This window comes from Amycolatopsis sp. cmx-4-83 (assembly GCF_046548815.1).
In the GTDB taxonomy this organism is placed as follows: domain Bacteria; phylum Actinomycetota; class Actinomycetes; order Mycobacteriales; family Pseudonocardiaceae; genus Amycolatopsis; species Amycolatopsis pretoriensis_A.
In genome coordinates, this window is sequence record NZ_JAEBEF010000004.1 from 486932 (window position 1) to 499627 (window position 12696).

The following is a 12696-nucleotide window of genomic DNA, read 5'->3' on the forward strand; positions in this document are numbered from 1 at the left end:
CCGGCTTCGCGTGGGGCATCTGGATGCGATGTTCGAGGCGATCGTGGAGCGCAACGAGCAGATCGCGGAGTACCGCGCCAGCGGCGACCCTCGGAAGGTCGCGGCGGTGAAGTGGCAGCGTCCGGTCGGACCGGCGTCGCTGCACCGGATCAAGGAGACCCTGCGGGCGATCCTGCGCCCGGCGGTGGACCAGGGGTTGCTGACGCACAACGTGGCGAAGCTGGTCGAGTTGCCCTCAGCGGTGCGGCCGAAACCCAAGCTGTGGACGCCGGAACGGGTCGCGAAGTGGCGCCGGACCGGTGAGGTTCCCTACCCGGTGATGGTGTGGACGGCCGAGCAGACGGGGCAGTTCCTGGACTTCATCGTCCACCACCCGCTCTATGCCCTCTACCACCTGATCGCCTACACCGGTCTGCGGCGCGGGGAAGCGTGCGGGCAACGGCGCTCCGACACTTACTTGGACGCTGCCCGCATCGAAGTGGCCAACCAGATCGTGCAGTACGGGTGGGAGACCGGGCAGAGCAAGCCCAAAACCCCGTCGTCGGAGGGGATCGTCGCCCTCGACCCGGACACGGTGTTGGTGATGCTCGCACACCAGGCTCGTCAAGACGAGGCCAAGGAGCGGCTGGGTGAGGACTGGGTAGAGAGTGATCTGTGCTTCACCGAGCCGGGCGGCAGTCCGCTGCACCCGGCGGACGTCGCCGACGAGTTCGCCCGGCTGATCAAGCTGGCGGACTTGCCCCCGGTCACTCTTCATGGTCTTCGTCACGGTGCTGCCACTCTCGCGTTGAGTGCGGGGGTGGACATGAAGGTGATCCAGCACATGCTCCGGCACTCGTCGATCAAGGTGACGATGGATCTCTACACCAACGTCGCCGAGGAAGTGGCTGCCGACGCGGCGAAGAAGCTGGCCGCAGCGATCCCACGCAAGGCCGTGCACTCCGCCTGCGCTCTCGGGCTTCCCTCGGGCTCGCAGAGGACCACAGTGGACAGTGCGCAAGCGGACGAAAAGCTTCCAAACACCACAAAACCCCAGGCTGAAAGAAACAGACCTGGGGTGGTGGGGTGTGCGCCATCAGGGACTCGAACCCCGAACCCGCTGGTTAAGAGCCAGCTGCTCTGCCAATTGAGCTAATGGCGCCGGTGTCTGCCGGAGGCTTCCCTCGGCGACGTGGAAAAGATTAGCACCCCGTTCAGGGCCCGTTTCAGGGGGGTCCCCTCAACCGGGTTCGGGCGTTGCCGCCCCGGTGTCGCGGCTGGTCGGGCACACTGTAGTCGGACATCGACGGCGAAACAGGCGGGTGGGCATGCGGGGTGTGAAGGCGCGGCTGCTGGTGGCCGCGGGGGTGATCGGCCTCACCTTGGGTGGGTGCAGCAGTAGCCCTTCGAGTGAACCGCCGGCGAAGGAGACGTCCTCGAGCGCGCCCAAGCCGGCGCCGAAGCCCGCCGTGCTGACGGTCGTGCCTGCGAAGGATGCGAAGGACGTCGCGCCCGGGGAGCCGGTGAGCGTCACCGTTGCCGACGGGAAGGTCGGCGACGTGAAGCTGACCGGGGCCGATGGGAAGGTCGTCGCCGGGAAGGTGCGCGCCGACGGCTCCGGGTGGGACTCCGCCGAGCCGCTCGGTTACAGCAAGTCCTACAAGCTGACCGCCTCCGCGACCGGTGGCGATGGCAAGCCCGTCACCACGGAGTCGAGCTTCAGCACCGCCAGGCCCGCGCGGCAGCTCGGAGTCTCGGTGAACCTCGTCGAGGGGGAGACCGTCGGGGTCGGGATGCCGCTGATCTTCACCTTCACCGGCAACGTCGCCGACAAGGCCGCGGCCGAGAAGGCGCTCAAGATCACCGCGGAGCCGGCCACCGAGGGCGCGTTCCGCTGGTCCGGCGACAAGCAGGTCACCTGGCGGCCGAAGGAGTACTGGAAGAGCGGCACCAAGATCAAGGTCGACGCCGCCGTCTACGGCAAGCCGCTCGGCAACGGCAGTTACGGCCGGGAAGACAAGAGCGTGAGCGGCGCGGTCGGGGATAAGCTCGTCGCCGTCGCCGACGGCGGGACGCACCAGATGACGGTCACGATCAACGACCAGGTCGTCAAGACCATGCCGACGTCCATGGGCAAGCCCGGGCACAACACGCCGGCCGGGACCTACACCGTCATGAGCGAGCACACCGGCTACACGATGAACTCCGCCACCTACGGCGTGCCGGAGGATTCGCCCGGCGGCTACAGCACCTTCGTCCAGTACGCGGTGCGCCTGTCCTACAGCGGCATCTTCTACCACTCCGCACCGTGGTCGGTGCGGCAGCAGGGGCACAGCAACGTCAGCCACGGCTGCCTGAACCTGTCCACCGAGAACACGAAGTGGCTGATGGACACGTCCAAGAAGGGCGACGTCGTCACCGTGCAGAACAGCGGCGGCCCGAAGCTGGAGCCGACCGACGGCTGGAGCGTCTGGCAGCTGTCCTGGGACGAGTGGCGCACCGCCGGCAACTAGGGCGTGTCTGACAAAAGTTTCGGCGGGTCGCTGGAATGCTGGCGGTCGTGTCGCGGTTTCAGTTGCTTTCCGACGATCAATGGACCTTGATCGAGGACCTGCTGCCGGTCCGCACCGGCAAGCGGGGCCGCCCGTTCTCCGACGCGCGAGCGATGGTCGAAGGGATCATCTACCGCTATCGGTGCGGGATTGCCTGGCGGGATGTTCCGGCGGTGTTCGGTCCGTGGCAGACGATCTGGACCTGGCATCGCCGGATGGCCGGTGACGGCACCTGGGACACCGTCCTGCAGCGCTTGCTCGCTGAAGCGGATGCAGCGGGCTTGGTGGATTGGTCGGTGTCGGTGGATTCCACGATCGCGCGGGCGCATCAGCACGCCACCAACATCACCCGCCCCACAGGGGGCTGGGTCGAACTACATCGATCTGCTGACCGAGCCGCCTGACCATGCGATCGGCCGCTCCCGCGGCGGCTGGAGCAGCAAAGTGCACCATCTCGTCGACGGCAACGGCCGCCCGCTGGTCACGCTGGTCGGACCCGGCCAGGCCGGGGACGCACCGATGTTCCCGCATCTCATGCGGCACCTGCAGATCCGCCGAGCCGGACGCGGTCGAGCACGGACCCGACCCAACCGCGTCCGAGGCGACAAGGCCTATTCATCGAGAGCAATCCGCCGGCATCTGCGCGACCGCGGCATCACCGCGGTGATCCCCGAGCCTGCCGATCAGGCTGGCCACCGTAAACGCCGCGGTTCCCGCGGCGGGCGCCCACCCGCCTTTGACGCGGTTGACTACCGCGGCCGCAACGTCGTCGAACGCCGGTTCAACCTGCTCAAACAATGGCGAGGGCTGGCTACTCGCTATGACAAGTTGGCCATCGTTTATCGATCAGCGGTCGTCCTGCACGCCGTGATCACCTGGACCAAAGCATTGTCAGACACGACCTAGCCGTCCTTGGCCGAGGTGCGGAGCAGCTCCCGCGCCTCGGCCTCGCTCGCCACCGCGGGCCCCGAACCCCAGAGCGGCTTGTTCGCCGTCTCGCGGCTGAAGTACACCGCGACGGCGCCGATCGCGCCCGCCGCCATCAGGTACCACGCCGGCCAGTAGTCGTAGCCGGTCGCGGAGATCAGCGACTGCATCACCAGCGGCGTCGTGCCGCCGAAGAGCGACACCGAGATGTTGAACGCGATGGACAGCGCGCCGTACCGGATGGCGGTCGGGAACAACGCGGGCAGCGCCGAAGGCATCGACACTTCGAAGCAGAGCAGCAGCAGGCCGAGGCCCATCAGCCCGAGGAACGTGAGGACGAGGCCGCCGTCGTGCACCAGCAGCATGAGCGGCCACGACAGCACGAGGTAGCCGAGGCAGCCCGCCATCATCACGGGCTTGCGCCCGACGTGGTCGGTGATCCGGCCGCCGACCATGATGATGAGCATCATCACGACCATGACGACGATGATCAGCAGCAGCCCGTGGGTGGCGTCGAGGTGCAGCTGCTCGGACAGGTACGTCGGCATGTACGACAGCAGCATGTAGTCGGTGACGTTGAACACGAGCACCAGGCCGACGCAGATCAGCAGCGCGGGCCAGTAGTCGGTGAACATCTTCCAGAACGGCTCGCCGGAGCGGCCGCGCTTCTCGGCTTCCTCGGCGTGCTTCTGGAACGCCGGGGTCTCCTCGAGCTTGAGCCGCATGTAGAGGCCGATGATGCCGAGCGGGCCGGCGACGAGGAACGGGACCCGCCAGCCCCAGTCGAGCAGCGTCTCGTGGGGGACCCACGCCTTCATGCCGGTGACGACGGACGCGCCGAGCACGTACCCGGACAGCGTGCCGAACTCGAGCCAGGAGCCCATGAAGCCGCGGCGTTTGTCGGGGGAGTACTCGGCGATGAACGTGGTCGCGCCGCCGTATTCGCCGCCGGTGGAGAAGCCCTGCACCATGCGGGCGACGACGAGCAGGATCGGTGACCAGACGCCGATGCTGGCGTACGAGGGGATCAGGCCGATGCAGAGCGTGCCGATCGCCATCATGATCATGGTGACGGCGAGGACCTTCTGCCGTCCGATGCGGTCGCCGAGCGGTCCGAAGACGAGGCCGCCGAGGGGGCGCATGAGGAAGGCGGCGGTGAACGCGCCGAAGGTGCCGATCAGCCGGACGCCGGGCGACACCGTGGGCGGGAAGAACACCTCGGCGATGGTGTCGGCGATGTAGGCGTAGACGCCGAAGTCGAACCACTCCATGGCGTTGCCCAGCGCGGCGGCTCCCACCGCCCGCTTGAGCAGGGATCGGTCGACGACGGTGATGTCCTCGTACCGCAGTTTTTTCCGGGTGCGCAGCTTCGGCCGTGAACGTTCCACCAGAACACGGTGCACCGGGTTGCCGGGACGCGCATGCCGAGCCACCTGGTCGTGAGGGTTACCACGTTCGGGCTAACGCCGGGTGTGCCACCTGCCCCGCCTAGACTGCCGACGCGCATCAGAGGGGGATCCGATGGCAAAGGTCGTGTTACCCGTTTCACCGGTCGAGCGAAAACTACCCGCCCCCACCTGGTGGACGATCCTGGCCGGAGCGCTACTCCTCGTGGTCTTCGCGGGCTACACGGTCTGGGCCGGAGTCTGGACAACGGCCGGCGTCTACCTCGAAGACTTCCGCTCCTACGTGGCCACCGGCAAAGCGGTCCGGGCGGGAACACCCCTCTACGAGCAGGGCGTCTCCCACCTGCCGACAATCGGCGGCACGTTCAAGTACACCCCGTTCGCGGCAGGCCTCTTCGTCCCCCTGACACTGATCCCCAAACTCCTGCTGCCGCTGTTCGCCCTCCTGGTCAACCTGTTCTCCCTGCTGGCAGTCACCTGGATCTGCTTAGGAAGCCTCGGCTACGCCCGGGACAACGGCCGCATCGCCGCAACAGCAGCCCTCACGGCACTGGCCCTCCCCCTGCAACCAGTCCTGATGAACTTCACGGCAGGCCAGGTGAACCTGATCCTGCTACTCCTCGTCCTAGCCGACCTGACGGGCCGAAACCGCTGGTGGACAGGAGCAGGAGTGGGCCTGGCAGCAGCAATAAAGCTCACACCGGCGATCTTCGTCGTCTACTTGCTGCTCACGCGCCGCTTCAAAGCCGCAGCGGTCTCGATGGCAACGTTCGCCGCAACAGTCCTGGCCGGTTTCATAGCCCTCCCAAGGGACTCAGCGGCGTTCTGGGCTGCGAACATCGCAGACCCATCCCGCATCACAGGCGACAGCGACGCAACGGCCCCGGAAAACCAGTCGATCCGAGGCGCACTGGCCCGAATCCTCGACATCCCGGACGTCTCAGGCCCGATCTGGATCCCCATCGCAGCAGCGGTGGCCGCAGCAGCCTTCTGGATAGCCCTCCGAGCCCACCGCAACAACCAGGAACTCCTGGCCGTAAGCGTGATCGGCGCCCTGATGGTCCTGGTAACCCCCTGGACCTGGACCCACTACTGGGTCTGGTTCATCCCCTTCTTCGCCATGGCGGCAACCGCCGCCCACAACGCCCGCACCTGGTACCCAGCCGCAGCCCTCACCGCAACCTACCTACTCCTCTTTTCCTGGCAGGTAGGAACAGGCCGCAAAGACATCCCCCTGGTAGGCCTGGTAGTCCTCCCGGAGAACTACGCACCACCAGCCCAAGCAGCAGCCCACGCCCTCTACGTAGTCCTAGGCCTAGCCCTCCTGCTTCTAGCAGGAGTACGCCCCACCTGGCTAAGCCCACCAACCCACAAAAGGTGACCACGACGACGGGGGTCCGGGGGCAAGCCCCCGGCGGGGGCGGGGGGGTTCGACCCCCACAAAAAGGCGAAACCCCAGGCTGAGGAAAGGTTGCGAAGCAACCGACCAGCCTGGGGCCAATGGGGTGAGCGACGGGTTTCGAACCCGCGACCTCCTGGACCACAACCAGGTGCTCTACCAGCTGAGCTACGCCCACCATCAGCGAGGGAACCGCTTGCGATCACCTCGTTGGCTGTAATCGTAGCGGGTGCCCTCGCGGGGTTCGCAGGGGGTTACCTTTGGTGCTGTTCTTGCACTTCAGCGGCTGCGGCTTTGGCTTCGTCGCTGGTGGGGCCGGGCTGGGGGACGAAGGCGACGCGCCGGTAGTAGTCGAGTTCGCCGATGGATTCCTTGATGTCGGCGAGGGCGCGGTGGGCGAGGCCCTTCTCCGGCTTGGCGTAGTAGATGCGCGGGTACCAGCGGCGGACGAGCTCCTTGACCGAGGAGACGTCGACCATGCGGTAGTGCAGGTGGGCGTCGAGGTCGGGCATGTCGCGGGCGATGAAGCCGCGGTCGGTGGCGATGGAGTTGCCGGCGAGGGGTGCGGTGCCCGGTTCGGGGACGTGCTCGCGGATGTAGTCGAGGACGCGGCGTTCGGCTTCTTCGAGGGTGACGCTGGAGGCGCGGACCTCTTCGGTGAGGCCGGAGTGGGCGTGCATCTCGCGGACGACGTCGGGCATCCCGGCGAGTTTTTCCTCGTCGGCGTGGATGACGATGTCGACTCCGTCGCCGAGCACGTTGAGCTCCGCGTCGGTGACGAGGGCGGCGATTTCGATCAACGCTTCCTTGCCGAGGTCGAGCCCCGTCATTTCGCAGTCGATCCAGACTAGGCGGTCGGTCACCTGGTGACCCTAACCCGACACGGGGATGGGAGTGGCGTTACCTGCGCGTACGGCGCGTTACGCTCGCGGTGTGGTGCAGGACACACGATCGGGGAGCTGAGAGTGACGGAGCAGGGGTCGCCGGCGAGCGAGATCGCCGCTGGTTATGCGAGTGAGGGCGCCGCGCTGGAGCTGGGTGCGGTGGTGATCGACGGTGCGGCGGACACCGCGGCCGCGGTGCGCCTGCCGTTGGCGATGCTGAACCGGCACGGGCTGGTCGCGGGGGCGACCGGGACGGGCAAGACGAAGACGTTGCAGCTGATCTCGGAGCAGTTGTCGGCGGCGGGGGTGCCGGTGGTGCTCGCGGACGTGAAGGGTGACTTGTCGGGGCTGGCCGCGGCCGGGGAGCCGAACGACAAGGTCGCGAAGCGTGCGCAGGAGCTGGGGGACGACTGGGCGGGGACGGCGTTCCCGGTGCAGTTCCTCTCGCTGGGCACCGGCGGGAAGGGCTCGCCGATCCGGGCGACGATCACGAGTTTCGGGCCGGTGCTGCTGTCGAAGGTGCTGGGCCTGAACGAGACGCAGGAGTCGACGCTCGGGCTGATCTTCCACTGGGCGGACCAGCGCGGGCTGGCGTTGCTGGACACGAAGGACCTCCGGTCGGTGATCACGCACCTGACCAGCGACGAGGGCAAGGCGGACCTCAAGGGCATCGGTGGGGTGTCGGCGGCGACGGCCGGGGTGATCCTGCGCGCGCTGTCCAACCTGGAGGCCCAGGGCGGGGAGGACTTCTTCGGTGAGCCGGAGCTCGACGTCCACGACCTGATGCGGCAGAACGACGGCAAGGGTGTCGTCACGCTGCTGGAGCTGGACAACCTGCAGTCGAAGCCGGCGTTGTTCTCGACGTTCCTGATGTGGCTGCTGGCCGAGCTCTTCGAGGAGCTGCCGGAGGAAGGCGACCTCGACAAGCCGAAGCTGGTCTTCTTCTTCGACGAGGCGCACCTGCTCTTCAACGACGCGTCGAAGGCGTTCCTCGAGCGCATCGAGCAGACCGTGAAGCTGATCCGGTCGAAGGGCGTCGGCGTGTTCTTCTGCACGCAGCTGCCCACGGACATCCCGAACAACGTGCTTTCGCAGCTGGGCGCGCGGATCCAGCACGCGCTGCGGGCGTTCACGCCGGACGACCAGGCGGCGCTGGCCAAGACGGTCAAGACCTACCCGAAGACGAAGTTCTACGAGCTCGACACGGCGTTGACGTCGCTGGGCATCGGCGAAGCGATCGTCACGGTGCTGTCCGAGCGGGGTGCGCCGACGCCGGTGGCGTGGACGCGGCTGCGGCCGCCGCGGTCGAAGATGGGCTCGATCGGCGCGGACGCCGTCGCCGCGGCCGTCGCGTCGTCCGACCTGCACGCGAAGTACGGCGAGACGATCGACCGGGAGTCGGCCTACGAGAAGCTGGCCGCGAAGGTCGCCGCGCCCGCGCCCGAGGCGGCGCCGGACGCTCCGCCGCCCCCGGCCGCTCCGGTGCCCGAGAAGGACGATCCGGGCTTCATCGAGTCGGCGATGAAGAACCCGGCCGTGAAGTCGTTCATGCGGTCCGCGGCGAGCGCGCTGGGCCGGGAGATCACGCGCGGGCTGTTCGGCAACCGGCGGCGGTGAGAAAACCTGACGCGACCTGTCAGGTATCGCTGCGAAGCTGGCGCCACCATCGAGACAGGGGAAAGCCATGACCAGCACCGCCACCGCGTCGTTCGTCCTTGACAAATGGGAGCCACAGGCGACCGACGAGGCCGGCGGCACCGAGTTCGCCCGGGTGGCGATCGCCAAGACGTTCACCGGTGCGATCGAAGGGACCAGCACCGTCGAGATGTTGACGGCGTCCAGCGCCACCTCGCGCGCGTACGTCGCCTTCGAGCGGCTTGCCGTCTCGGTCGACGGCCGCAAGGGCGGTTTCGTCCTCCACCACACCGCCGACGACACCGGCCTGACGCTCAAGATCCTCGCCGGCTCGGGCTTCGGCGAGCTGGCCGGGATCTCCGGCACGGCGAACATCGAGCTGGACGCCGAGCAGAACCACACGCTGGTCCTCAGCTACGCACTCTGAGCCAGCACGAAGGCCGTTTCGAGAGCCCCCGATTGACTCTCGAAACGGCCTTCGCGGTTCCCCGCTCCCCGAAGCGGGTGGACGGACCGCCCCGACCACGGCCCGTCCGCGTCCTAGTTGTTCACGATCTGGTCGACGATCTTCTTGGCGTCGTTGATCGGGATGGCGAAGCCGATCCCGACGCTGCCCGCCGAGCCGTTGGCCGAGGCCGACGGGCTGTAGAGCGCCGAGTTGATGCCGATGACGTTGCCCTGGGCGTCGACCAGCGCGCCGCCGGAGTTGCCCTGGTTGATCGAGGCGTCGGTCTGGATCGCGGTGTAGCTGGGCGAGCTCTCGGCCTGGTTGGAGGTGCGGCTGAAGGGCGATTGCTGTTGCTGCTGGCCCTCGCCGATGTCCGACAGGTTCCGGTTCAGTGCGCTGACGATGCCGGTGGTGACGGTGTTCTGCAGCCCGCCCGGCGAGCCGATCGCGACCACCGACTGGCCGACGACCAGCTTGCTCGAGTCGCCCAAGGTCGCGGCCGTCAACCCGCTCGCGTTCTGGGCCTGGACCACCGCGATGTCCGCCTTGGTGTCCGCGCCGACCACGCTGGCCTGGTACTTCTTGCCGTCGGACGTCGTGATCACGACGTTCCGGGCGCCGTCGACGACGTGCGCGTTCGTCAGGATCCGGCCGTCCGCGGTGAGGATGACGCCGGAACCGATGGCCTCGCCCTGGTCGGTGGTCACGTTGATCTGGACGACGCTCGGCGTCACCTTCGCCGCGACACCGCTGACGTCGCCGGTCGTCGAGTTCGAGACCGGCTGCCCGCTCGCGGCCGGCGCGCTCACCGACGTCGTGGTGCCGTCCGCCGAGTTCGTGGTGAGCCCGACGATCGCGGCCCCGCCGACGCCGCCGACCAGCGCGGCGCCGAGGGCGGTCGCGCTGACGATCAGCGCCACGCGGCCTCCCCTGCGCGGCTTGGTCTTCAGCGCCGTGGGCGCCTGGCCCGGCTGCTGGAGCGGCGGCTGCGGGGTGAACAGAGGGTTCGGCGCGGCCTGGTGCTGGTAGCCGTACTGCTGCTGCGTGTACGGCCCGTACTGCGGGGTGCTCTGGTGCGGCTGGTGCCCACCGGGTGAGGCGGGGCCGGGCCGACTCTCGTTCTCGGTCATGGCCCTAGGTTCGCGCCCGTGCTTGTGAACAGCCTGTGGAAATACCTCAGGCTTTGCTGAGAAGAATCAGCTGAGAAAACTCAGGCGGTTCTCAGTCGAAGAACGACGGCACGTCCAGTGCTCCTCCCGCCGCTTCGAACTCGTCGTGCACCGCCTTCCGCAGTTCGGCGTCGCCCAGGTAGTCCGCCGCGGTCAGGGCCAGGCCCAGAGCGCCGTCGCGGACGCCCGCGTCGCCCGTCTCCGAACCGGCCGCGGCCGCGAACTCCTTGGTGTGCAAGGCGACCGTCGGGCCCGAGACCGCGAGCATCGGGTGCAGCGCGGGCATGCGGAACGACAGGTTGCCGAGGTCGGTGGATCCCGTGAGCGACTCCGGCACGATGCCCGGTGGCAGCGGCTTGCGGCCGGTGCCCAGCTGGTTGGCCGTCCAGCGGCCGGCGAGCGCGGTGTTGAACCGGATCGGGAGGTAGGCGGCCTGCGCGTCCCAGGTGAGCTCGACACCGCAGCCGGTCATCGCCGCCGCGCCCTCCGCGATCGACTTCATGCGCGCGGCGAGGTCGCGCAGGGTCTCGGGGTTCTGGGAGCGCAGGTAGAACAGCAGCGCGGCCCGCGCCGGGATGACGTTCGGCCGGGCGCCGCCGTCGGTGAAGACGCCGTGGACGCGGTCGCTCTGCGGGAGTTGCTGCCGCAGCGCGGAAACGCCCTGGTAGGCGGCGACCGCGGCGTCGAGCGCGTTGCGGCCCATGAAGGGTTGCGCGGACGCGTGCGCGCCGACGCCGTGGAAGACCATCTCCAGCTGACGGCGGCCGAGGAACGGGTGCAGCGCGATGTCGTGGCTGAACGGGTGCAGCATGATCACCGCGTCGACGTCGTCGAACACGCCCGCGCGGGCCAGGATTTCCTTGCCGCCCCCGCCTTCCTCGGCGGGCGTGCCGATCAGGCTGACCCGGCCGCCGAGCCGCTCGGCGACGGTGGCGGCGCCGAGGAACCCGCCCGCGGCGGTCGTGCAGATGACGTTGTGGCCGCAGGCGTGGCCGAGCCCGGGCAGCGCGTCGTACTCGGCGAGGACGGCGATGTGCGGGCCGTCCCGCTCGGGCGTGCTGACGCGCAGTGCGGTTTCGAGCCCGCCGACGCCGATGGTGGCGTCGTGGCCGTGGCGCTTCAGGAGGTCGGCCAGCGCCTGCACCGAACGGCGCTCGGCGAACCCCTCCTCCGGGTGCGCGTGCAGATCTTGGCTCAACGCCACCAGATCGGGTGAACCGCGCTCGACCGCGGCCGTCACTTCGGCCCGCGTCGCCTCGTCCGCGCCGGTGTGCGGCGAGGACAGCGGTTCGGCGGCCGCGACGGCGTCGGCGGTCGCCTCGACCAGGGAACGCAGGTAGCTGTCGTCGGGCGGGACGGGTTCGGCGTGGGTCATGGGGCGATGCTAACCGCCGGGTCCGACAATCCGCGGCGCTCAGCCCAGCCGGCCCGCCACGATCTGCGTGACGCCCGCGTACCGTTCGGTGATCCCGGAGAAGCCGCGGGCGCGCAGGCTCGCCGCGATTTCGCCGCGGTCGAACATCTTCTGCCCGCTCACGATCCCGCCGGCCGAGTCGATCAGCCGCGCGGGCTGCCAGCCGCGGCGGGCGCTGGTCAGCAGGACGATCCGGCCGCCGGGCCTCAGCACGCGCGCGAAGGAGTCCAGTGCGGCTTCCGGTTCGGCGAACATGTGGAGGGCGGCGAAGCAGCAGACGCCGTCCACAGTGGACTCCTTCAGTGGGACCCGCACCGCGTCGGCGCGCAAGTAGGCCACGGTGCCGGGGTTGTCCTCGGCGACGGCTTTGGTGAGCATCGTGCGGGCGCCGTCGAGCCCGATCGCGAGCCCGCCCGGGGCGACGGCCGCGCCGAACGCGCGCGTGAAGCGGCCGGTGCCGCAGGCGACGTCGAGCGCCGTCTGCCCGGGTTCGAGGGCGAGGAGCTTCGTGGCGAGGCGGACCTCGCCGGCCATGCTCGGCCCGAACGGGCCTTTGAGCGCGCGGCTGAGGGTGGGGCGCCAGTACCGCTCGTAGACCTGCGGGAGCAGGGTCGTGCGCATCAGCCGCTGGGTGAGGCCGGTCGGGGGACCGGCCTGGTCCGCGGTGCCCAGCAGGTCGAGGTAGCCGCCGGTGGTCTGCGCCGGCGTCTCGAGCAGGGCGTTCAGCCGCTCGAGGGCGGTGGTTCGGCTGGTCGGCATGGCCCCTCCTGTCGTTCGAATACCGGGAGTATGTCAAATCTCGGGCACTCGATCGAGTGAACAATGCACGGGCTCAGGCGTTCGAGCCCGGAATTGTCGGTGGTCCTTCCTAGCGTCGCAGGCG

11 protein-coding genes, 2 tRNA genes and 1 pseudogene are annotated in these 12696 nt (G+C 68.6%); 7 read left to right on the forward strand and 7 right to left on the reverse strand.

The genetic code is table 11. From position 1 onward, the window contains the following. Positions 1-319: 319 nt before the first annotated feature. Positions 320-820, forward strand: a pseudogene (locus ACLJQM_RS14755) (site-specific integrase); the annotation flags it as partial. A 248-nt stretch (positions 821-1068) separates the two neighbouring features. Here the strand turns inward: ACLJQM_RS14755 and ACLJQM_RS14760 are convergent. Continuing rightward, a tRNA-Lys gene (locus ACLJQM_RS14760) sits at positions 1069-1141 on the reverse strand. A 166-nt stretch (positions 1142-1307) separates the two neighbouring features. On the opposite strand from ACLJQM_RS14760, the gene ACLJQM_RS14765 reads away from it, so the two are divergent. The 3 genes from ACLJQM_RS14765 to ACLJQM_RS14775 are packed head-to-tail and all read left to right on the forward strand — an operon-like array spanning position 1308 to position 3437. Next, on the forward strand, positions 1308-2492 hold the full coding sequence (locus ACLJQM_RS14765) for an Ig-like domain-containing protein (RefSeq protein ID WP_360773981.1): 1185 nt from the start codon (positions 1308-1310) through the stop codon (positions 2490-2492). Between the two features lie 35 nt (positions 2493-2527). Further along, positions 2528-2935: a transposase gene (locus ACLJQM_RS14770; protein WP_410631685.1), complete on the forward strand. Its 408-nt coding sequence runs from the start codon at positions 2528-2530 to the stop codon at positions 2933-2935. 40 nt (positions 2936-2975) lie between these two features. Further along, complete coding sequence (locus tag ACLJQM_RS14775) at positions 2976-3437, forward strand: transposase (protein WP_410631686.1); 462 nt, start codon at positions 2976-2978, stop codon at positions 3435-3437. Here ACLJQM_RS14775 and proP read toward each other — a convergent pair. After that, complete coding sequence (proP, locus tag ACLJQM_RS14780) at positions 3434-4846, reverse strand: glycine betaine/L-proline transporter ProP (RefSeq protein ID WP_360773984.1); 1413 nt, start codon at positions 4844-4846, stop codon at positions 3434-3436. The genes ACLJQM_RS14775 and proP overlap by 4 nt on opposite strands. Positions 4847-4979: 133 nt before the next feature. Here proP and ACLJQM_RS14785 point away from each other — a divergent pair, with 133 nt between their 5' ends. Further along, positions 4980-6245, forward strand: coding sequence for a glycosyltransferase 87 family protein (locus ACLJQM_RS14785; protein ID WP_410631687.1), 1266 nt, complete (start codon positions 4980-4982; stop codon positions 6243-6245). Between the two features lie 120 nt (positions 6246-6365). On the opposite strand, the gene ACLJQM_RS14790 is transcribed toward ACLJQM_RS14785, so the two are convergent. Together ACLJQM_RS14790 and orn are read right to left on the reverse strand one after the other, a co-directional pair. Beyond that, positions 6366-6441, reverse strand: a tRNA-His gene (locus tag ACLJQM_RS14790). A 76-nt stretch (positions 6442-6517) separates the two neighbouring features. Beyond that, on the reverse strand, positions 6518-7126 hold the full coding sequence (gene orn, locus ACLJQM_RS14795) for an oligoribonuclease (RefSeq protein ID WP_247019850.1): 609 nt from the start codon (positions 7124-7126) through the stop codon (positions 6518-6520). A 102-nt stretch (positions 7127-7228) separates the two neighbouring features. Between orn and ACLJQM_RS14800 the strand changes: the two genes are divergently transcribed. After that, complete coding sequence (locus tag ACLJQM_RS14800) at positions 7229-8764, forward strand: helicase HerA-like domain-containing protein (protein WP_410631688.1); 1536 nt, start codon at positions 7229-7231, stop codon at positions 8762-8764. A gap of 67 nt (positions 8765-8831) precedes the next feature. Continuing rightward, positions 8832-9209: a DUF3224 domain-containing protein gene (locus ACLJQM_RS14805; RefSeq protein ID WP_410631689.1), complete on the forward strand. Its 378-nt coding sequence runs from the start codon at positions 8832-8834 to the stop codon at positions 9207-9209. Positions 9210-9322: 113 nt separating this feature from the next. On the opposite strand, the gene ACLJQM_RS14810 is transcribed toward ACLJQM_RS14805, so the two are convergent. From ACLJQM_RS14810 to ACLJQM_RS14820, 3 genes are all read right to left on the reverse strand, one after another. Continuing rightward, positions 9323-10360 (reverse strand): S1C family serine protease, encoded by a 1038-nt coding sequence (locus ACLJQM_RS14810; RefSeq protein ID WP_410631691.1) that lies wholly within the window; start codon positions 10358-10360, stop codon positions 9323-9325. A gap of 91 nt (positions 10361-10451) precedes the next feature. Then, positions 10452-11774 (reverse strand): M20 family metallopeptidase, encoded by a 1323-nt coding sequence (locus tag ACLJQM_RS14815; protein WP_410631692.1) that lies wholly within the window; start codon positions 11772-11774, stop codon positions 10452-10454. A gap of 39 nt (positions 11775-11813) precedes the next feature. Then, positions 11814-12572 carry a class I SAM-dependent methyltransferase gene (locus tag ACLJQM_RS14820; RefSeq protein WP_410631693.1) on the reverse strand — a complete coding sequence of 253 codons (759 nt, stop codon included), beginning with the start codon at positions 12570-12572 and terminating at the stop codon, positions 11814-11816. Between the last annotated feature and the right edge of the window lie 124 nt (positions 12573-12696).